This window comes from Microvirga makkahensis (assembly GCF_009830105.1).
Lineage (GTDB): Bacteria > Pseudomonadota > Alphaproteobacteria > Rhizobiales > Beijerinckiaceae > Microvirga > Microvirga makkahensis.
Window position 1 is genome coordinate 16,198 of record NZ_WURB01000016.1, and the last position, 20,577, is coordinate 36,774.

Annotated in this window: 20 protein-coding genes and 1 tRNA gene; 10 read left to right on the forward strand and 11 right to left on the reverse strand. The window is 66.3% G+C overall.

The window, feature by feature from the left end:
* Positions 1–8: 8 nt before the first annotated feature.
* From GR328_RS18485 to GR328_RS18515, 7 genes are all read right to left on the reverse strand, one after another.
* Positions 9–968, reverse strand: coding sequence for a lipid A biosynthesis lauroyl acyltransferase (locus tag GR328_RS18485; protein WP_343039424.1), 960 nt, complete (start codon positions 966–968; stop codon positions 9–11).
* 101 nt (positions 969–1,069) lie between these two features.
* The gene (locus GR328_RS18490) at positions 1,070–2,092 is read right to left on the reverse strand and encodes a zinc-binding dehydrogenase (RefSeq protein WP_160886395.1); all 1,023 of its coding nucleotides are present in this window, start codon (positions 2,090–2,092) and stop codon (positions 1,070–1,072) included.
* Positions 2,093–2,452: 360 nt separating this feature from the next.
* On the reverse strand, positions 2,453–3,199 hold the full coding sequence (locus GR328_RS18495) for an SDR family oxidoreductase (RefSeq protein WP_160886397.1): 747 nt from the start codon (positions 3,197–3,199) through the stop codon (positions 2,453–2,455).
* 4 nt (positions 3,200–3,203) lie between these two features.
* A complete protein-coding gene (locus GR328_RS18500) occupies positions 3,204–4,484 on the reverse strand; it encodes a beta-ketoacyl-ACP synthase (RefSeq protein ID WP_160886399.1) in 1,281 nt (426 codons plus the stop codon).
* 12 nt (positions 4,485–4,496) lie between these two features.
* Positions 4,497–5,615, reverse strand: coding sequence for a beta-ketoacyl-ACP synthase (locus tag GR328_RS18505; RefSeq protein WP_160886401.1), 1,119 nt, complete (start codon positions 5,613–5,615; stop codon positions 4,497–4,499).
* A complete protein-coding gene (locus GR328_RS18510; RefSeq protein WP_160886403.1) occupies positions 5,608–6,075 on the reverse strand; it encodes a 3-hydroxyacyl-ACP dehydratase FabZ family protein in 468 nt (155 codons plus the stop codon). The genes GR328_RS18505 and GR328_RS18510 overlap by 8 nt, the downstream gene beginning before the upstream one ends.
* 135 nt (positions 6,076–6,210) lie before the next feature.
* Positions 6,211–6,492: an acyl carrier protein gene (locus GR328_RS18515; RefSeq protein WP_009490841.1), complete on the reverse strand. Its 282-nt coding sequence runs from the start codon at positions 6,490–6,492 to the stop codon at positions 6,211–6,213.
* Between the two features lie 323 nt (positions 6,493–6,815).
* Between GR328_RS18515 and GR328_RS18520 the strand changes: the two genes are divergently transcribed.
* The gene (locus GR328_RS18520) at positions 6,816–7,538 is read left to right on the forward strand and encodes a fused DSP-PTPase phosphatase/NAD kinase-like protein (RefSeq protein ID WP_160886405.1); all 723 of its coding nucleotides are present in this window, start codon (positions 6,816–6,818) and stop codon (positions 7,536–7,538) included.
* A 142-nt stretch (positions 7,539–7,680) separates the two neighbouring features.
* Here GR328_RS18520 and GR328_RS18525 read toward each other — a convergent pair whose 3' ends face one another.
* On the reverse strand, positions 7,681–9,465 hold the full coding sequence (locus GR328_RS18525; RefSeq protein ID WP_160886407.1) for an ABC transporter ATP-binding protein: 1,785 nt from the start codon (positions 9,463–9,465) through the stop codon (positions 7,681–7,683).
* A gap of 171 nt (positions 9,466–9,636) precedes the next feature.
* On the opposite strand from GR328_RS18525, the gene GR328_RS18530 reads away from it, so the two are divergent.
* A complete protein-coding gene (locus GR328_RS18530) occupies positions 9,637–10,263 on the forward strand; it encodes a LysE family transporter (protein WP_160886409.1) in 627 nt (208 codons plus the stop codon).
* A 153-nt stretch (positions 10,264–10,416) separates the two neighbouring features.
* Here GR328_RS18530 and GR328_RS18535 read toward each other — a convergent pair whose 3' ends face one another.
* The 3 genes from GR328_RS18535 to GR328_RS18545 form a co-directional block, all read right to left on the reverse strand.
* Entirely contained in the window at positions 10,417–12,813 is a 2,397-nt protein-coding gene (locus GR328_RS18535; protein ID WP_160886411.1) for a transketolase, read from the reverse strand.
* Between the two features lie 236 nt (positions 12,814–13,049).
* The gene (locus GR328_RS18540) at positions 13,050–14,213 is read right to left on the reverse strand and encodes an AAA family ATPase (protein ID WP_160886413.1); all 1,164 of its coding nucleotides are present in this window, start codon (positions 14,211–14,213) and stop codon (positions 13,050–13,052) included.
* Between the two features lie 123 nt (positions 14,214–14,336).
* Positions 14,337–14,411, reverse strand: a tRNA-Gly gene (locus tag GR328_RS18545).
* Positions 14,412–14,575: 164 nt separating this feature from the next.
* Here GR328_RS18545 and GR328_RS18550 point away from each other — a divergent pair.
* The 8 genes from GR328_RS18550 to GR328_RS18585 all read left to right on the forward strand — a co-directional run bounded on the left by GR328_RS18550 (position 14,576) and on the right by GR328_RS18585 (position 20,531).
* Positions 14,576–15,103 carry a prolyl-tRNA synthetase associated domain-containing protein gene (locus tag GR328_RS18550; RefSeq protein WP_246215959.1) on the forward strand — a complete coding sequence of 176 codons (528 nt, stop codon included), beginning with the start codon at positions 14,576–14,578 and terminating at the stop codon, positions 15,101–15,103.
* Positions 15,104–15,154: 51 nt separating this feature from the next.
* Positions 15,155–16,060 carry a thioredoxin gene (gene trxA, locus GR328_RS18555; protein ID WP_160886417.1) on the forward strand — a complete coding sequence of 302 codons (906 nt, stop codon included), beginning with the start codon at positions 15,155–15,157 and terminating at the stop codon, positions 16,058–16,060.
* Positions 16,061–16,091: 31 nt separating this feature from the next.
* Entirely contained in the window at positions 16,092–16,763 is a 672-nt protein-coding gene (locus GR328_RS18560; protein ID WP_160886419.1) for an LON peptidase substrate-binding domain-containing protein, read from the forward strand.
* 8 nt (positions 16,764–16,771) lie between these two features.
* A complete protein-coding gene (locus GR328_RS18565; protein ID WP_160886421.1) occupies positions 16,772–17,002 on the forward strand; it encodes a Trm112 family protein in 231 nt (76 codons plus the stop codon).
* A 206-nt stretch (positions 17,003–17,208) separates the two neighbouring features.
* Positions 17,209–17,952, forward strand: a complete 744-nt coding sequence (locus tag GR328_RS18570) for a DUF429 domain-containing protein (protein WP_160886423.1) — start codon at positions 17,209–17,211, stop codon at positions 17,950–17,952.
* Positions 17,949–18,893: a threonine/serine dehydratase gene (locus GR328_RS18575; protein WP_160886425.1), complete on the forward strand. Its 945-nt coding sequence runs from the start codon at positions 17,949–17,951 to the stop codon at positions 18,891–18,893. The genes GR328_RS18570 and GR328_RS18575 overlap by 4 nt, the downstream gene beginning before the upstream one ends.
* 17 nt (positions 18,894–18,910) lie before the next feature.
* Positions 18,911–19,591: a carbonic anhydrase gene (locus GR328_RS18580; protein ID WP_160886427.1), complete on the forward strand. Its 681-nt coding sequence runs from the start codon at positions 18,911–18,913 to the stop codon at positions 19,589–19,591.
* Positions 19,592–20,366: 775 nt separating this feature from the next.
* Positions 20,367–20,531 carry a hypothetical protein gene (locus GR328_RS18585; RefSeq protein ID WP_160886429.1) on the forward strand — a complete coding sequence of 55 codons (165 nt, stop codon included), beginning with the start codon at positions 20,367–20,369 and terminating at the stop codon, positions 20,529–20,531.
* Positions 20,532–20,577: the final 46 nt, after the last annotated feature.

The window sequence follows — 20,577 nt, forward strand, 5'->3', positions numbered from 1 at the left end:
AGGCCGGCTCAATGGGAACTCACTTTACCTTGAACATCGGCCTCAGGCTTGGCGGGAACCCGCCAGCGGCGGTGCATCCAGAGCCATTGCTCCGGGTATTCCCGGACCCAGGACTCCACCACCGAGGTCATGGCTTGCATCGCGCCCTGAACGTTGATCTGACCGTCGGGATCGCGCGGCAGGTCGAGGGGCGGCGTGAGCTGAAGCCGGAAGCGGTTCCCGGGCAGGCGGATCACACGCACCCCGTGGACCGGACAGTCGAAGCGGCGGGCGAACTTGCCGAGAATCGGGTTCACCAGGGCCGGACGGCCCATGAAATTCACAATCACGCCCCGGGTGAAGTGCTGGTCGATGAGCATGCCCAGATGCCCGCCCTTCTCCAGCGCTCCCTGCATGGCGAAGGCCGCGCCCTGGCGGGCAGCTTCCAGGTTGCCCATGGTTTCGCTGCGGACCTCGTGAATCACCCGGGCAACGGCCGGGTCGTTGGGCGCGCGGAACACCGCCGTGGTGTCGAGCCCGAAGCGGGCGGCGCAGATGGCGGGCAGCTCCCAATTGGCGAGATGGGCCGAGAAGACGATGCCCGGCCTGCCGTCGTCACGCAGGCTGAGGAAGTGCTCGATCCCGTCCACCTCCGTGCGGCCCGGCACGGGGCTGTCCGGGTCGAAATCGAAGAGCTGGCCCAGATGCGGATATTCCCCGCCCGTCCGGCCGAGATTGTCCCAGGCGGCGCGCGCCAGGGCCTTCACCTCGGCCTCGGATTTGTCCGGGTAAGCGGCCCGGATATTGAACAAGGCCGTGCGGTGCGCCTTCAGGAGCGGCCCGAAGGTGCGGGCAAGGGCCGCGCCCACCGCGCCGGAGCGCTCGGGGCCGATGGCACGCGAGATGGCGAACACGCCACGCACGACGCCCACCATCGCCGTCTCCGAGAGGCGCGAGAGAAGGCTGCGGGGGCGGTGGGGTTGCTGCACGATGGGGAAATCCAGCTTGGAAAGGAAAAAGGCTCCGCGTGTTTTTCGCGAGGAGCCCGTCTCGTCAAGATCTATGGATGAAGAACGGTTCGTTCCAGAGGTCAGAAGGTCACGATGACCTTGCCGAAGACCTTGCGGCCTTCCAGACGCTCCAGGCCCTTCTGGAAATCGTCCAGGGGGAACACCGAGTCGATGACCGGGGTGATGCCGGCCGCCATCTTCTCCAGGGACTGACTGATATTCTCCATCCGGCAGCCGAAGGAGCCGAAGATCCGGTACTGCTGCTGGAAGAGCTGCATCAGGTTCATGGTGGTGGAGACGCCCGAGGTGGAGCCGCAGGTTACAAGGCGTCCGCCCCGCTTGAGGCAGAGCAGGCTGCCGTTCCAGGTCTCCGCGCCCACATGCTCGAACACCACGTCGACGCCTTTCCGCTTGGTGAGTCGGCGCACCTCGCCCTCGAAGCGCTCCTCGCGGTAGTTGATCACGTAGTCGGCGCCCAGCGCCTTCGCCTTTTGGCCCTTCTCGTCGTCGCCCACCGTCGTATAGACCGTGCAGCCGATGGCCTTGGCCATCTTGATCGCTGCCGTGCCGATGCCGGAGCCGCCTGCGTGCACCAGGATCGATTCGCCCGCCTCCAGTTTCGCGTTGTCGAACAGCATGTGCTGGACCGTGCCGAAACCAATGGGAGCGCAGGCCGCCTGCTCGAAGGTGACCCCCTTCGGCACCGGAATGACGAGGCGTTCGGGGCGGTTGATCAGCTCGCGGGCGAAGCCGTCGATATGGAAGCCCATGATGCCGGCGACGTTCTCGCAGAGATTGTCGCGGCCTTCCCGGCAGGCCTTGCAGTGGCCGCAGGTCTCCGCACCGTACATGGTGACCGGATCGCCCGTCTTGAACCGGGTGACGCCCTCGCCGACCGCCGCGATCTCGCCGGAGGCCTCGACGCCGACGGCCTGCGGCATCTTGCGCTTGGCGAAGGCCATGCCGCGAAAGCCCCAGACATCCAGGTAGTTCAGCCCGAGGGCCCTGATCCGCACCTGCACCTCGCCTGCGGCGGGCGGCGGCGGGGCATCGATCTCGGTGATGCGAATGTCACGGTCGCCGAAGAGCTGAAGGGAGCGCATGCGTCAAATCCTGTTCGGCGTCACCCCCGGACACGGTCCGGGGATCCACGTCTCTGGGTCGTGAAAAGCGTGGATGGCCGGGCTTGTCCCGGCCATGACGGGGAAACTTTGCTTGCGCGGCTTAAAGCGCGAGCGGCGGAATGGCAAGGTCCGGCCGTTCCCGAGAGCGATGGCAATCCTCCGCCATGGCCGAGCCCGGTCCCGGCCATCCCATCCGCGAGGCTCGGCGCCTCGGTTCGCCGTCCTCACGGGCAAAGGGCCAATGGAGACGAGAGGAGGGTGACGGCTAGGCGTGCGATGCGAAGCGAAGAACGGCCCTGATTCCGGATCCGGGCCGCTGCCGGGAGGACGATCCGAGCACTACCGGTGCACGCCCAGCATCGCGGTGAGTCCGCCGTCGATGGGCAGGACCGCGCCGGTGATGTAGGCGGCGGGTTCGCTCATGAGAAACGCGGCGAGGCCCGCGATCTCCTCCGGCTTCGCGAAGCGTCCGGCCGGGATCTGCTTTTCCATGGTCTCGCGATAGGCTGCGTAAGGAGCCATCATGTCCGTGTCGATGAAGCCCGGCGCGATCACGTTGACGGTCACGTTGCGCTTGGCGGTCTCGACGGACAGCGTGCGGCAATAGGAAATCAGCGCCCCCTTGGAAGCGGCATAGGCCGCATTGCCGGGATTCCCCTGGAGCGCCGCCACCGAGCCCATGGCGACGATGCGGCCCGCCTTGGCGCGGAACATGCCGCGCATGAGGGATTTGGCGATACGCGTCAGCGACCAGAAGTTCACCTGCATGGCGGCTTCAGCCTTGTCCTGCTGCATCATGGCGGCGAGCGCGTCGTAGGGTTGGCCCGCATTGTGCACAAACCCGAAGAAACTCTCAGTTTCCAGCATCTCGCAGAAGGATTCGAGCGCCGCCTTGTCGGCGAGGTCGAGCTCATGCGCCCTGACGGCGCGGCCGGGGTTCGCCCGCATCGCTTCGTCTGCCAGCGCCTTTGCCGCATCTCCCGAGGAACGATAGGTGAAATCCACGTCGTGACCGGCCGCCACGAGCGAGCGCACGATGGCTGCACCGACACCTTTTCCGCCGCCTGTCACCAGAACCCGTGTCATGGCTTCATGCCCCCTTGGGCTCGGCCCCGAAGACGAGGCAGGTATTCTGGCCGCCGAAGCCGAAGGAATTCGAGAGCACGTATTTCACGTCTCCGTCGCGTGCGGCATTCGGCACCACGTCGAGCGGGATCGCGGGATCGGGCACCTGGTAGTTGATCGTGGGCGGCATGCGGCCGGTCGCGATGGTGAGCAGCGACATCACCGCCTCCACGGCTCCGGCGGCGGTGAGCGTGTGGCCGATCATGGACTTGTTCGACGAGATGGGCAGGCTTCCCATGCGCTCGCCGAACACGGCGGTGCAGCTCATCGCCTCCATCTTGTCGTTCTCAGGGGTCGAGGTGCCGTGCGCGTTGATATAGTCGATCTCGCCGGGCGAGAGGTTCGCATCGTCGAGCGCTTGGCGGATCGCGGCGATGGCCGGAGAACCGTCTGGAGAGGACCGCGTGCGGTGGAAATTGTCGCCCTTCTCGCCGCAGCCGAGCACATAGCCGAGGATCTTCGCGCCACGCGCGATCGCAGCTTCCGCATTTTCGAGAACGAGCGCGGCGCCGCCCTCCCCCATCACGAATCCGTCACGGTTCTTGGAGAACGGCTTCGACGCGCCTTCCGGATTCTCGTTCTGCGTCGAGAGCGCCGAGAGGAGGGAGAAGCGAATCAGCGATTCCGGGTTCACGGAACCGTCGGTGCCGATGCAGAGCGCCGCATCCGTCTCGCCGCGCCGGATTGCCTCCACGCCCAGCTGGATCGCGGTCGCGCCCGAGGAGCAGGCGGTAGAGAGCGAAATGGGCGAGCCTTTCGTGCCGAACCTGTCGGCGACGCGGTCCGCCACCGTGCCGAAGATGAAGAGATCGTGCCAGGCCTTGAAGCGGCCCGTAGCCGCGGCCTTGAGAAGATCCTTGTAGGTCACGTCCCCCGTCTGGCCGGAAGCCTCGGCGAGCGCCTGCCGCTGCGGCCATTCCATCTCGACCGGCGGCACGGCGATGAAGAGCGCGCCCGGAAAACCGCCCGATGCCAGTCCCGACTGGCCGACGGCCTCTTCGGCCGCCAGCACGGCGAGACGCTCGGAGAGCATCGGCGCGCAGAAAGGCTCCACATCGATGAAGTCGATGGTGCCCGCGATCGAGGTGCGCAGGCTTTCCGTGGGGAAGCGGTTGATGCGGTGAATGCCCGACCGTCCCGCCGTCAGCGCGGCCCAGGTGTCGTCCTTGCCCTGGCCGAGAGAGGTGACCACGCCCATCCCGGTGACGGCGACGAGCGGACGGCCCTGTTTGTCGCGAAGCGCCATGCCGTTCTCCTCTCAAGCCTTGGTGAGCCGCAAGGCCCCTTCGCCGCGCCAGTGACCGATCGAGGTCACAAGGGCGTCGGATGCCGTGCCGTTCGCGATGAGGCCGGCCGCGAGCGCCACGCTGGCGGGCGCCTGCGCTTCCATGGCGTGGCCGATGACGTCGCCGGTCGCATGAACCGCAGCCCCCGGAGCGACGTCCCTCAAAGCGGCCTGCTCTTCTTCCGTGATGCCCCTCAGGCCGGTCGCTCCTGAGATCACCACGTCGGGCTTTCCCTTGAGCTCTCTCGAGAGCCCATGAAGCGCCTGTTCGACGCTGCCGGACTGGCGGCGGGAGCGGTCGGAGGCGACGCCCGCGAGAGCCGCCAGCGGCGTTGCGCCCCGCGCCGCCGCATGTTCGCGGGATTCCAGCACCAGGAAACAGGCGGCCGAACCGAGGATCATGCCGCCGCCGTCGGCCGGGCGGCTCCAGACCGGCTGGTACGGCCTCTTCCAGAGAAAGCCGCCCATCTCGTAGATCAGGAGCACGTCGGGACGCTCGGCGTTGTAGGCGCCGCCCACGAGGAAGATGTCGTCCTGGCCAGAGGCGATGCGCTCCCTGGCGATGCGGATCGCGTCCACCCCGCTCGATTCCTCGCCCATGAAGGTGCGCGATCCGCCCGTGACGCCGTGCACGATGGAGATGTTGCCCGCGAGCAGGTTGGAGAGCTGCGCCAGGAACAGCGTGGGACGCAGGTCGCCCATCAGACGCTCGTTGAGGAACACGCCCGGATCCTCGGCCGTGCGGAGACCTGCGAGAATCTGCCCGTCGACCGCGTAATCGCGCTCGCCTCCGCCGGCGGACACGATGAGCTGCATGCGACCCTTCAGCTCCGCATCCTCCTTCACGCCGGCCGAGTCGAGCGCCAGGCCTGCGGCATAGCAGCCGAGCCTCTGCCAGGCCTCCATCTGCCGCTGATCGGATTTCTTCGGGATCTGGCGGTCCCATTCCAGGGCCGTCGCGGGATGGACAGGATGGGGCGCGAAGGTCTCGGCATCCGTATTGGGGACACCCGAGAGCGCGGCCAGATGCGCGTCGAGTCCCTCTCCCGCGCAGGAGACGATGCCGATTCCGGTGATGACGACGTCACGCATCCTGGATCTCCCGTATCAGGCCGATGCGCTTGGCTTGGGCCCGCATCTGACCGTCCATGCCCTCAGGAAAGGGCATGATCCTGAACCGCAGCTCAGCATCGCAGATCGGCTTGCCCTCGGCCAGGATCTTGGCCTTGGTCACGGCGTAGCCCGAGCCTTCGTGCTCCAGCTGCGCCTGGACGGCGAGCACCGTGCCCGGGCCCACGAAGGTGCGGAAGCGCGCCCTGTCCACCGCCATGAGGAACGGCATGTGGGTGAAGCCCATGAGGCCGAGCACGAGATAGCCGGAAGCCTGGGCCATAGTCTCGGTGAGAAGGACGCCGGGCACGAGGGGATGGCCGGGGAAGTGGCCCTCGAAGACGGGGCTTTCCTGCGGTACTGTGGAGGTTGCCTCGATCCGTTTCGCGTCGCGGTCGAGGGTCTCCACCCGATCGATCATTTCAAAATATTCGAGGCGCATCCCGGTCCTGGTCTCTCTCGTTCCCGGCGGCGGCACAGGAAAGGGAATCCATGAGGCGGGGCTCTTGAATGGATCGCCTCTCCGGACCGGCCCAGGGAGGGCCAGTCCACCGGAATGGATGTCTGAGGGTGTCTATCAAGCCTGCTTGGCGGCCACGAGCGCGTCGATGCGCGCCACGAGGTTCTTGAGAACGAAGTATTCCTCTGCCGGGGCCTTGCCCTCGTTCACTTCCTGGGTCCACTGCTCGAGGGGCAGCTTGATGCCGAAAGCCTTGTCGATCGCGAACGCGATATCGAGGAAGGCGAGGGAATCGATGCCCAGGTCCTCGATGGCGTGGCTCTCGGGCGTGATCTGCTCGCGCGGGATGTCGGCGGTCTCTGAAATGATGCCGGCGACGGTCTCGAAGGTGGACGACATGACGCCGCTCTCCTGAAGTGATTGGCTCTTAACGATTCCGCCGCTGCCGGAGCCCGTCGGGTCCAGAACCAGCCGCTCTTCTCGTCAAGGAGGGTTGTATTGGAACGCTCCCCTTACACGACGGGGATCTCAGCGGCAACCGATTGGTTGCGTTTCGCTCCTTTCCGGAACGCCGCACCGGTGCCGGATCCGGCGCCTGATCCGTGGTAAAGCTGAAGAAGCGTCGGATTGATTATTCCGATCCCTTCGCCGATAAGGGCCCACCCAACGCCATAAAGGCTCCCGATTTCGCCTCAAGAATACCTCCTCGAGACTGGATCAACGTGCTCAACAGGTTCCGCAGACCTGCCGTCCGTCGCGCACGACGCATGGCCCGCATCGCCCGGTGGGACAAACCCGTCCAGGGCCCATTCGGCCGCTTGGCCGCCTGGATCAACATGCTGCTCGTCGACCACGGGGTCTTCCGCCTCGTCTATCTGAACAAGCACCAGGTGACTGACCGGCTGTGGCGCACCGCCCAGCCGGCCCCGCACCAGATCGAGGCGCTCAAGAGGAAAGGCGTGCGGACCATCGTCAATCTCCGCGGCGGACGCGAGCACGGCTCCTGGCAGCTCCAGAAGGAGACCTGCGAGCGCCTCGGCATCAACCTGGTGGAATTCGTCATCCGCTCCCGCGGGGCTCCCGACCGGAAGACCCTGCTCAAGGCCAAGGACTTCTTCGAGAACATGGAATATCCGGCCGTGATGCACTGCAAGTCGGGGGCGGATCGGGCGGGCTTCATGGCGGCGCTCTATCTCATCCTGCACGAGGGCCGCAGCGTCGACGAGGCCCAGCGGCAGCTTCACATGCGCTACGGCCATTTCCGGTTCTCGAAGACCGGCATTCTCGACGCCTTCTTCGACGCGTATCGCCGGGACGGCGAGGCCAAGGGCATGCCGTTCCTGACCTGGCTCGAGACGGTCTACGACGCCAAGACCCTGGAGCGGGAATTCCGCCCCGGCTTCTGGTCCAATTTCCTCGTCGACAGGATCATGCGGCGGGAATAGCCGGTGCTCCATGCCTTCCCCCGTCGTCGCCGCACACTCTCCCGTCATCACCGGCGCGGGCCGGTGATCGCACTCAGGTGACCCGCCGCGTCTTTCCGATCGGGATGGCCGGAACGGGCCCGGCCATGACGAGCCGGCAAGATCAGGAACCCGCCGCCCAGCTCGGCTCCAGATCGTCCGACAGCTGCAGCCGGTGCAGGCGGGCATAGGTGCCCCTCCTGGCCATGAGCGCCTCGTGCGGACCCATCTCGATGACGCGTCCCGCCTCCATCACCACGATCGTGTCCGCATCGCGCACCGTGGAGAGGCGGTGGGCGATGACCAGGGTCGTGCGGCCCTTCATGAGCTTGCCGATGGCGGCCTGCACGAGGCGTTCGGATTCCGAATCGAGCGCGCTCGTAGCCTCGTCCAGCAGCAGGATCGGCGCGTTCTTCAGAAAGGCGCGGGCCAGGGACACGCGCTGGCGCTCGCCGCCCGAAAGCCGCCCGCCGCCGGGGCCGACCATCGTGTCGTAGCCTGCCGGCTGCCGCATGATGAAATCGTGCGCCGCCGCGGCCTTGGCGGCCTCGACGATCTCCTCCTCCGAGGCGCCGGGGCGGCCGAAGGCGATGTTGGCGCGGATCGTGTCGTCGAAGAGCACTACGTCCTGGCTCACCACGGCGATGGACTGGCGCAGGCTCGCCAGGGTCACGTCGCGGATGTCCTGGCCGTCGATGAGGATGGCGCCGCCGGTCACGTCGTAAAGGCGCGGCACGAGGGAAAGCAGGGTCGACTTGCCGGAGCCGGAGCGGCCCACGAGCGCCGTGGTGCTGCCCGCCTCGGCCACGAAATCCACGCGGTCGACGGCCGCCCTTTCCCCGTTATAGGAGAAGGACAGATCCGAGAAGCGGATCTCTCCGCCCGTCAGGACAAGCGGCTTGGCATCGGCCTTATCCCGGATCAGGGGCTCCTCGTCCATGACGGCGAAAGTGCGCTGCAGGGCGGCCGCCGCCTCCTGCACGATGGCGTTGAGGTTGCCCAGGGCCCGGATCGGCTGAGCCGCTAGGAGCAGAGCGCTGACGAATCCGGTGAAGTCGCCGACCGTGCTGCTGTTCGAGAGGATGCGCTGGCCGATCAGCACGAGCACCGCCGCCACGGCGGCGCCGCCGCCGACCTCGAGCAGCGGATCGAGCCGCCCGCGGGCATTCGCGCCCTTCATGCGCAGGCGGCGAATCTCGTCGAAGGTGTTGGCCGCCTTGTTCTTGAGGTAGCCCTCCAGCCGGTAGGTCTTGGCGAAGCGGGTGCCGGCGAGGCTCTCGGTGATGAGGCCCGCCATCTGTCCGGTCTGCTCCTGGGTCGAGGTGGCGACGCGGCGCAGCTTGCGGCCGATCTTCTCCACTGGATAAATGAAGAAGGGCATGGTGATGCTGGCCACCAGCGTCATCATCGGGTCAATCCAGATCATGGCGGCGACCAGCGCGATCACTGTGGATATCTCGCGCAGGAACACGGTGGAGAGGCGGGTCAGCGCCTCCTTGATGAACATGAAGTCGGTGGTGAAGCGCTGGGTCAGCGCCGCCGGGCTCTCGCGCCCGATCTGGGCGAGATCCGCCTCGATCATGTGACCATAGAGCCTGGTCTGCATGTCCGCCTCGATGCGCGTCACCACCCGGTTGGTGAGAATGGTGAGCGCGAGCAGGGAAAAGCCCTTCACGGAGGTGACCGCGATCACGAAGAGCGGCGCGAGATAGATCGCCGTGACGTCCTTCGTGTCGAAGGCGTCGAAGGCCGCTTTGATGAGCACCGGATAGAGCCCCGTCGCGCCCGAGACCAGGCCGACGAACACGAGCACGGCCACCAGCGTTCTGGAATGCGGACGCATCCAGTCGCGCCAGAGGCGCTTGACCAGGGGCAGGGTATTGCCGCGGAGAGGACTTTTGCGGGCCATGGCGGTGCTTGGGACTCTTGTGACGATGCCCGCGAGTTAGCATGCGAGGCCCATGACCGGCAAACCCTTCTGCCGTAACGGCGCTTCCTTGCCGCGCCCGCAGAGGCCGGCCCTGCCCTCGACACGCCCGCGATTCTGTGGCTGAGTTCGCGTCTCCGAGAGGATAATGCCGTGCCCTTCGAGACCTGGCTCGCCTTCACCGCCGCCGCCGCCGTGCTGCTCGTCATTCCGGGTCCGACCATTCTGCTGGTCGTCTCCTATGCGCTCGGACAGGGCTGGCGCACCGCTCTGCCCATGGCCGCGGGGGTCGCGCTCGGCGACTTCACGGCCATGACGCTGTCCCTGCTGGGCCTCGGGGCCCTGCTGGCCGCCTCGGCGACGGTGTTCACGCTCCTCAAATGGCTGGGAGCCGCCTATCTCGTCTGGCTCGGCGTCAAGCTCTGGCGCGCGGGCGGAAGCCTTGATGTCGCACCCCGCCAGGATGTGGTCTCGTCCCTCAGGATGCTCGGTCATGCCTGGCTCGTGACCGCCCTGAATCCAAAGGGGTTCGTGTTCTTCGTGGCCTTCCTGCCGCAGTTCATCGACCCGAAGCTCGCCTTCCTGCCGCAGGTGAGCCTGTGCGCAGCAACCTTCCTGATCCTGGCCTTCGCCAACGCCTTCGCCTATGCGCTCGTCGCCGCCCGGGCGAGGCGGGCCGTACGCAACCCGCGCGCCATCGGCTTCGTCAACAAAACCGGCGGCGGTCTGCTGATCGGCGCGGGCATCGCCACCGTCGCGTTGAGGGCGGGACAGTCCTGAAGCCAGCTCTCTCCCTGTCATCACCGGCTCTGTGCCGGTGATCCCGATTGGTTGAGGAACTGCGCCCGTCCGGCCGGGATGGCCGGGACGAGCCCGGCCATGACGACGTAGGGCGCCTGATCCTCCCGCGAGACAAGGGAAGAAACCGGCGCCTCACACCGCCTTCAGGTACCGCATGGGCTTGCCGGGCGCGATCATTTCGGCGGCGGCGATGATGCCCTGCGCGTCGATACCGAAATGGCGGTAGAGGTCCTTGATCGTGCCCGTCTGGCCGAAATGCTCCACGCCGAGCGGACGGGTGCGGTGCCCCATGACCGAGCCCATCCAGGCAAGGGCCGCCGGGTGCCCGTCGATCACCGTCACCAGCCCGCAATGGGGCGGTACGTCGGCGAGAAGCCGCTCCACGTGGGATCTCGCATGGACGAGGCCGCGCTCGCGGGCTCGCTGCGCCGCCGTCCAGCCTGCGTTCAGCCGATCCGCGGAGGTGATGGCGAGCAGCCCGATATCGCGCCGGTCCTCGGCCATGAGACCCACCGCTTCGATCGCCTCCGGCGCGACCGCGCCCATATAGGCCACCACGACTTGAGCGTTCGGTCCGGGTTTCCTGAGCCAATAGGCGCCGGCGATGATGTCGTCGGCCAGGTCCTGCGTCATCTCGCGCTGCGGCTGCTCGAGGCTGCGGGTGGACAGGCGCAGGTAGACCGAGCCGCCGGTCTCGTCGCGCAGCCACGTGGTCTCGTTCGGCTCGCCCTCGCCGTTGCGCTGCATGTAGTCGAAGGCCCAGCGCATGATGATGGCGAGTTCATCGACGAAGGCGGGCTCGAAGGACGCCAGGCCGTCCTGTGCCAGACCGACGAGCGGCGTGCCGATGGATTGATGCGCGCCGCCTTCCGGAGCGAGCGTCACGCCGGACGGCGTCGCCACCAGCATGAAGCGGGCATCCTGGTAGCAGGCATAATTCAGCGCATCCGCGCCGCGATAGATGAATGGGTCGTAGAGCGTGCCGATGGGCAGGATCCGCTCGCCGAAGAGCGAATGCGAGAGGCCTAGAGCCGAAAGCAGGATGAAGAGATTCATCTCTGCGATACCGAGTTCGAGATGCTGGCCTTGCGGCGAGAATTCCCAATTGTAGGTCGAGGGAATCCGCTCCTTCTTGAAGGTATCGACAAGGCTGTTGCGGGCAAAGAGCCCGCGCCGGTTCACCCAGGCGCCGAGATTGGTCGAGACCGTCACGTCCGGCGCAGTGGTGACGATGCGCTCTGCCAACGCATGATCGGACCGCGCCAGCTCGTTGAGGATAAGGCCGAAGCCCTGCTGCGTGGACATGGCGGGATTGGCCGGGAAGGCGAGCTTTTCCGGCACCGGCACCGGCGGCGCGGAGTAACGCCGCCGCCCCTTCTGTACGAAGGGCGCCCTCTTCAGGAAATCCTCGAGTTCCGCCTGCGGGATCTTCACGCCCTCGAACTTGTCCCATTCATGGCCCGGGCGCACGCCCTGGGCCGCGCGCCACGCGTCCATCTGATTCGGGGTCAGAAGGCCGGAATGATTGTCCTTGTGACCCGCGAGCGGCAGGCCGAATCCCTTGATCGTATAGGCGATGAAGCAGACCGGCTTGTCGTGACGGCGGGCCTTCTCGAACGCATCGAGCAGGCTCGGCAGGTCGTGCCCGCCGAGATTGGACATGAGGCGTGCCAGCTCCTCGTCGGAGCGCTTCTCGATGAGGCGCGTGACGGGCCCCTGGTCGCCGAGATCGTCGAGGAGGCGCCTGCGCCAGGCCGCTCCGCCCTGGAAGGTGAGCGCGGAATAGAGCTGGTTCGGGCAGCGATTGATCCAGGCCTTCAGCTTGTCGCCGCCGGGCTCGGCGAAAGCCTGCTTCATCAGCGATCCGTATTTGAGGATCACCACCTCCCAGCCGAAATTGTGGAACAATGCCTCGAAGCGCTCCCACAGCCCCTCGCGGATCACCGCGTCCAGGCTCTGGCGGTTGTAATCGACGATCCACCACGTGTTGCGCACGCCGTGCTTCCAGCCTTCGAGCAGCGCCTCGAAGATGTTGCCCTCGTCCATCTCCGCATCGCCCACGAGGGAGATCATGCGGCCTTCGGGCCGATCTTTCGCCCAGCCATGGGCCTTCACGTAATCCTGCACGAGACTCGCGAAGAGCGTCTGCGCGACGCCTAAGCCCACCGAGCCCGTGGAGAAATCGACATCGTCTCCGTCCTTGGTACGGGACGGATAGGATTGCGCGCCCCTGTAGCCGCGGAAGTTTTCGAGCTTTTCGCGGGTCTGGTTGCCGAAGAGATACTGGATCGCGTGGAAGATCGGGCTCGCATGGGGCTTGACCGCCACCCGGTCCTCGGGCCTCAGGCTCGAGAAATAAAGCGCCGTCAAGATCGTGGAGAGCGAGGCCGAGGACGCCTGGTGACCGCCGATCTTCAACCCGTCCTCGTTGGGGCGCAGGTGATTGGCGTTGTGAATCGTCCAGGTCGACAGCCAGAGCACCTTGCGCTCGAGTTCTTCCAGAATGCTCAGGTGCCGTGCGTCGGCCATGGAATCCTCCTGGGTAATGCCTTGATTCTAGAACCTTGTCTCACGCCTTTCGAGGCCGAGGCGAGGCTGCAATCAAAATTCTTGTTGGGCTGGAGCATCGGATCCAGAAGCGGACCCGCTTCTGGATCCGATGCTCCACTCTCTGAACAGCGCATCGTGCGAAAAACCGCGTCCACCTTTTCGCACGATGCGCTAGCGTTAGCAGAGGCACGCTCGTCCATGCCACCGGACCGGCTTCATGCCTCCTCATTCTCATCTTCCGCGAAATCGCCGCTCAGGCGAAGTCCGTCGATCCAGGTTTCCCCCTTTTGCTTGACGACTCGCCGCGGCGAGACGCCGCCATGGCGCGCGATCGCATCGGCGAGCGGCTCGGAATGGGTCACGAGCCACACCTGCGTGCGCCTCGAAGCCGCCACGATCATGCGAGCAAGCGGCTCGAGGAGATCCGGGTGCAGGCTCGTCTCGGGCTCGTTCAGGGCAATGAAGGGCGGGAGGCGATAGGACAGAAGCGCTCCGGCGAGGGCCAGGAAGTGCAACGTGCCGTCCGACAATTCGGAGGGCTGAAAGACCCGCTTCGGGTAATCGGGAAAGACCACGCCGAACGTGGCGAAGCGATCGGGTTCGGGAATGACGAGCCGGGCACCGGGAAAGGCATCGTTGAAAGCCTGGTCGAGGTCGTCGGTATCCTCGCGGATATGGGCCAGTGTCGCGAAGACCGCCGCGAGATTCGAGCCGTCGGAGGCGAGTGTCGGCGAGGTCACCGCAAGGCAGGGCTGGCGGAGAACGGACCCGGCATCGGTGCGAAAGCCATGGAAGAAGCGCCATTCCAGCATGGTGCGCCGGGCGAGATGCAGGTCGGGAAAGGCGGCGGCGTCCTGCAGGGAGTTCAGAGCCGTCTCCGACGGGAGGATCTCGCCTCCCAGCGGGCGCTTTACGCCCTCCTCGTCCAGGCAATGACCGCGCGGACCTTGCCGGTCGAGGAGCTTTTTTGGACGCCGATGCGCCTCGTAGACGAGCGTCTCCGCCTTGACCTGCGGCTCCAGCTTGAAGCCCGCCCCGAGGACCACGCCGCCAGCCGCCTGAACCAGCCCCGTCTCGACCGCATATTCGAGATTGTAATCGCCGGCTCCGTCTCCCGACAGGCAAACGCCGAGCCTGACCCGCACCGGCTCCCCGGCGCTGCGCCGCCCCGCCCAATAGACGGAATCGAAGCCGCCCTCGGCGGCAAGGTCGTGGGTAAGCGTGCCGGAGGCTGCCGATTGCAGGAGCTGGAGCGAGCGGTAGAGGTTCGTCTTGCCGGTTCCGTTCGCGCCCACGAAGACGGACAAGGGCCCGACGGGGAAGCGGATATGCCTCAGCGAGCGGTAGCCTGCGGCGATAACTTCATTGATGGCGAGCATGGACTAAGCGGACCGGCGGCCGAGAGGGAGAACGTGACCTTACCCGTTCCGGCCGGCGGCCGCAAAAACGAAAAGCCCGCCTGACGGCGGGCCTTCGCGACACTCTCAAGACTTGAGAGAAATTGGAGCGGGCGAAGGGATTCGAACCCTCGACCCCAACCTTGGCAAGGTTGTGCTCTACCCCTGAGCTACACCCGCGCTCCGCGATGCGCGAGGCATCGTTGCGAGGCCGCTGATTTGCCCCAAAAAGGTTCACTTGGCAAGGGGGTTTTCGCCAATCTTTTCGACGCGGTGCTTGAGCCCAACCAATGGGGTCGCTAGAAGCCAGGGACATACCGGCGTTTCAAGAAGGTTTCCTCCCCTTGGCCCATCTCTCCCCCAAAGAGCTCCTGGAGCGCCTGGATGCCCTGGGCATCCGGTCCGAGACGATCGAGCACGAGCCCGTCTTCACGGTGGCCGAATCGAAGCCCGTCAAGGCGAAGATCCCGGGCGCGCATTCCAAGAACCTGTTCGTGAAGGACAAGAAGGGGCGCTTCTTCCTGATCTCGGCGAAGGACGAAACGCCCATCGACCTCAAGCGCGCCCACGAGGCCATCGGGGCGTCCGGACGTCTTTCCTTCGGCTCCGCCGAGCAGCTTAAGGAGATGCTCGGCGTGGAACCGGGCTCGGTCACGGCCTTCGCGGTGGCGAACGACACCGAAGGCAAGGTGACCATGGTGCTCGACGCCAACCTGATGGAACACGAGCGGGTGAATTTTCACCCCCTGGTGAATTCCATGACCACCGGCGTGTCGCGGGAGGACCTGGTGAGGTTCCTGCGCTCCACCGGCCATGACCCGATCATCCTGAGACTGCCGGAGCCACCTGCGGAATTGCCAGACAACGGTTAAGCTCCCATCTAGGACAGAACCTTCCTCCCACGATCACCTTTCGAGGATCGCATGTTGACCGATAACCCCTCCCCCGGAATGCCGTCCGACGATCTCGTGAAGGACACCACCACCGCCAATTTCCGCCAGGACGTTTTGGCCGAATCGATGAACCAGCCGGTTCTGGTCGATTTCTGGGCTCCCTGGTGCGGCCCCTGCAAGCAGCTCACCCCCGTGCTGGAAAAGGTGGTGCGCGCGGCGGGCGGCAAGGTGAAGCTCGTGAAGATGAACATCGACGAGCATCCGCAGATCGCAGGCCAGCTCGGCGTGCAGTCGATACCCGCCGTCTTCGCCTTCCAGAGGGGCCAGCCGGTGGATGGCTTCATGGGCGCCCTGCCGGAGAGCCAGCTGAAGAGCTTCATCGAGCGCCTCGTCGGACCGCTCGGCCCGGGCGCGGCGGAGGAGCTGCTCGCGCAGGCCGATCAGCTCGTCGCGGCCGGCGACATGGGGGGCGCGGCCGAACTCTACGCCGCCGTTCTCTCGCAGGAGCCTGAGAATACCGCCGCGCTTGCCGCGCTGGTGAAGCTCCACGTGGAGGTGGGCGATCTGGAGGGCGCGAAGCGCTTCCTCGCCATGGCGCCCGCCGCCAAGGCCAACGACCCGGCGATCGCCGGCGCGCGCGCGGCCGTGGAACTCGCCGAGCAGGCGGGCACCCTCGGCGATACGGCCGAGCTTCAGCGCCGGATCGCTGCCGATCCGCTCGATCATCAGGCGCGGTTCGATCTGGCGATCGCGCTCAACGCCCGCGGCAAGCGCGAGGAAGCGGTCAATCACCTCCTTGAAATCGTTCGCCGGGACCGCAATTGGAACGACGATGGCGCGCGCAAGCAGCTCGTCCAGTTCTTCGAGGCCTGGGGCCCCATGGACGAGATGACCATCGCGGGACGGCGCAAGCTCTCCTCGCTCCTGTTTGCCTGACGCCTCGCGACGCCAACGGGGAGAGATCGGCATGGGAATGAACGCGGCATACCGGGGGCCGGACGATTGCCCATCGGTCATTCCGATCTTTCCCTTGCCCGGCGCGCTGTTGCTGCCGCGCGGGCAGATGCCGCTCAACATCTTCGAGCCGCGCTACATTTCCATGGTGGACGAGGCGCTCAAGACCGACCGCATCATCGGCATGATCCAGCCGGATGCCGACAGCGACCCCAATTCCATCATCCCGAAGCTCTATTCCGTCGGCTGCGCCGGCCGCATCACGCAATTCGCCGAGACGGGCGACGGGCGCTATCTCATCACGCTAATCGGCATCGCGCGCTTCCGGGTGGAGGAAGAGCTGCCGCCCATCGATCTCTTCCGCCGCTGCCGCGTGAGTTTCGCGCCCTATGCGAACGACTTCACCGCCCGCGCGGGCGAGAACGAGGTCGACCGGGAGGGCGTCGTGAAGGCGCTGCGCGACTTCGTGGACGCGGCCCATGTGAAGGTGGATTGGCGCGGCATCGAGGAGGCGCCCAACGAGGCGCTGGTGAATGCGCTTTGCATGATGAGCCCCTTCGGCGTCCGCGAGAAGCAGGCGCTCCTCGAAGCGCCGAACCTGAAGACCCGCGCGGAAGTGCTCATCGCGCTCACCGAGATCGAGCTCGCCCGCGGCGGCGTCAGCTCCGATTCGACGCTGCAATAGGATTGGACATGTCTGCGGAAACGAACGCTCCACAACAGCCCGACGCCCCCCAGCCCGTCGCGGCAACCCGCATCGACCCGAAGCTCCTCGAGCTTCTCGTCTGCCCCCTCACCAAGGAAACCCTGGAATACGACGCCGCGCGCCAGGAACTCATCAGCCGCCGCGCGAAGCTCGCCTATCCGATCCGCGATGGAATTCCGATCATGCTGCCAGAAGAGGCGCGGCCGCTGACGGAGTGAGAAACGGATTGTCTTGTCACGATCCGTGATGGCCGTCCCGGACATGATCCGGGGATCGGTCCCGGCCATCCACGTCCCCGTCCAAGCCCCATATGCGCTCCTCCTCCCGTGGAGGGAGGCGGCGGGGCGGATCGCGATCAGGTGGTTCCCGGGTGGCTCGACGGGTCTATCGAGGCGTGAGACATCGCGCAAGAGAGGAGCGGGCCATGTGGGTTGCAGGCGTGGACGGCTGCCGGGCCGGGTGGATCGCGGCTTTCATGAAAGTGGGTGATCCCGCCTCCGCCCGGATCGCGGTCGCGCCGGATCTCGCCGCCATCGTCGACACGCCGGAGCGGCCGGCAATCGTCGCCGTCGACATCCCCATAGGCCTGCCTGAATGGACGGAAGGCTCCGGCCGCATTCCCGAACAGCTCATCCGTCCGCTCCTCGGACAGCGGCAATCCTCCGTCTTCGCCATTCCCTCGCGGCAGGCCGTGTACGCGGCCGATTACGGCGATGCCTGCGCCCTTGCGCTCGCCACCTCGGACCCGCCGCGAAAGGTGTCGCGGCAGGGCTTCGGCCTTTTTCCGAAGATCCGGGAGATCGATTCGCTGCTGCAGGCAAGGCCAGAACTGGCGGACAGGATATTCGAAGTGCATCCAGAGCTCGCCTTCTGGGCGCTGAACGGCGGGCAGGCATTGGAGCAACCGAAGAAGGTGAAGGGCGCCTCTTTCGAACCCGGCATGCGCCTTCGTCGCGGGCTTCTGAGGCAATCGGGCCTCTTGGACGAGGCGCTCATCGCTTCCCCGCCGCCGCGGGGCGCGGCGGCCGACGACCTGCTCGATGCACTGGCGGGGTTGACCGTGGCCCTCGATCTCGCGACAGGTGGAGGGCAATCCTTCCCCGATCCGCCCGGCCGCGACGCCCACGGCCTGCCGGTCGCCATCTGGACCCTCGGAAGCCCGCCATGACGATCATCACCCGCGCCGATATCGAACAAGCCCATGCCCGCATCGCTCCCCATATCCGCCGCACGCCGGCGATGAATCTCCGGGAAGCCTTCGGTCACCCCGGGCCTGTGAGTCTGAAGCTGGAATTCCTGCAGCACGCGGGCTCCTTCAAGTCCCGCGGCGCCTTCAACACGCTCCTGTCGAACCCCGTCCCGGCGGCGGGCGTCGCAGCAGCCTCCGGCGGCAACCACGGAGCGGCGGTGTCCTATGCGGCCAGCATGCTCGGCGTGAAGGCCCGCATCTTCGTTCCCGAGATTTCCAGCCCGGCGAAGATCGCCGTCATCCGCTCCCACGGCGCGGAGGTGGTGATCGGCGGCGCGCGCTACGCGGACGCGCAGGAAGCCTGCGATGCCTACGTGGCCGAAAGCGGCGCGCTGCGCATCCATCCTTTCGCGGCAGGGAGCACCATCGCCGGCCAGGGCACGGTGGGGCTCGAATGGGAGCAGGATGCTCCTACCCTCGATACGGTTCTCGTGGCGGTGGGCGGCGGCGGGCTCATCAGCGGCATCGCGAGCTGGTGGGCGGAACGCCGCGTCAAGGTGGTGGGCGTGGAGCCGGAGGGCTCGCGCGCCCTGCATGCGGCGCTGCAGGCCGGGAAACCTGTCGATGTGGAGGTTGATTCGGTGGCGGCGGATTCCCTCGGAGCCCGCAACACCGGCGATCTCGTTCACGCCATCTGCAGCCGGACGATCGACCATGTGGCCCTCGTCACGGACGCGTCCATTCGGGAGGCGCAGGCGGCACTCTGGCGCGACTACCGCATCGCATCGGAACCCGGCGGAGCGGCCGCACTGGCGGCCCTGATCTCGAGGGCTTATAAACCGGAACCCGGCGAGAGAATCGGTGTGCTCCTGTGCGGGGCCAATGTCGAACTCACCAAGCTCGCAGAACTGACCCGTTGACAGCGAAGGATCCACTTATGTTTCCCCAGCGCCTGACTGATGGCTACCGCTCTTTCCTCGGCGAACGCTTTCCGCGCGAGAAGGACCGTTTCGAGGCTCTCGCGGAGAAAGGCCAGTCGCCGGAGGTGATGGTGATCGGCTGCTGCGACAGCCGCGTCTCGCCGGAGGTGATTTTCGATGCGAGCCCGGGCGAGCTGTTCGTAGTACGCAACGTGGCCAACCTCGTTCCGCCCTTCGAGACCGGAGGCGATTATCACGGCACTTCGGCAGCGCTCGAATTCGCCGTGCAGGCTCTGCGCGTGAAGCACATCGTGGTGCTGGGCCATGCCCGCTGTGGCGGCGTACGCGCCTTCGCGGACGAGACTGCCCCTCTCTCGCCGGGTGATTTCATCGGCCGCTGGATGAGCCTGATCAAGCCCGCGGGCGAGCGCCTCGGACCGCACAACGGCAATCTGGAGGACTACCTGCCGCGCCTCGAGCTGGCTGCCATCGAGAACAGCCTGAAGAACCTGATGACCTTCCCCTGCGTGCGCATCCTGGTGGAGCGCGGCAAGCTGCATCTGCACGGCGCCTATTTCGGGGTTGCGACCGGCGTGCTGCTGGTGCGCGATCCGGATACCGGGGAGTTCAAGCCCGCCGTGGAGGACGTGCCCCAGCGCGTCGCGATGTTCTCCGCCCGCAATGCGGGACCGCTGTAGGACAAAGGATTCAACACCGCGTGACGGGAAGGCGTCGCGGCGGCGCAAGCGGAACCACTCACCTCGCACGGGGGTTCACCCCCAACACGGATGTCGTGTTGGGAGTCGATCCGTGTCGTGTCGCGACAAGGCTCATTCCGGCACTTGTGCCATTGCTGTCGCCAGTCTGGTCTGCGGGTTGCATGCCGCATCGCCGCCACTGGCCGCGCAACCTTCGCCACTGTCGGCGGATCGACCGGCAACCGATGACGGGGCCAGCTTCGACGAAAGATTCTCGCCTCAGCTCAGGGCTCAGCCGGTTTTCACGCTTCCCGAGATCCAGGAGCTGCTCGCATCCCTGCCGCCAGCAACGGATGCGGCCGAGTCCCGTGCAGCCGAGGCAGGAACCGAACCGCGACCTGCGGAGAATACCGCTTCCGTAGCGGTCCGGGAGCCGGGTCCCGAGGCCGCCGCTCCTGCTCCGAACCAGGAGATAGAGCTGCCGGAGTTTCCGCCGCCGCCGGATCCTGCTGAGGTCGTTCTTCCGTCCGCCGAAGAGCTCGCGAAAGAGCTCGCGGCCGCAACCCCGCCCTCGCCCGCGAGTCCAACCGGCGCGGGTCCATCGGAGCTCCAGCGCCGGGCGCAAGCCTCGACGCCAGCGATATCCGAAACGAGTACCGGGGAGAAACCGCCTCCGAGCAGACGCGCGGAGCGGAGAGCCGGCACATCAAGGAAGCAGGCCGTAGCCCGAGAGAGCCCGGCCGCCACGGGTGCCATTCCCGGATGCAAGCCGGGAATGAGCTGCGTCTCGCGGCAGCAGACCTTCGCGATATTCTTCGGCTTCATCGCCGGCGCCCTTCTCGGAGGTCCGATCGGCGCCATCGCCGGCGGAGCGGCGGGAGCCATCATGACGGCGGGTGCTCCGCCGAGGAACGGCACGGGTCCCGCACCAAAGCGATAGGGATCGGAGGGACGGGGCATCCTGCTCCCGCATCAGCGCAATCAAA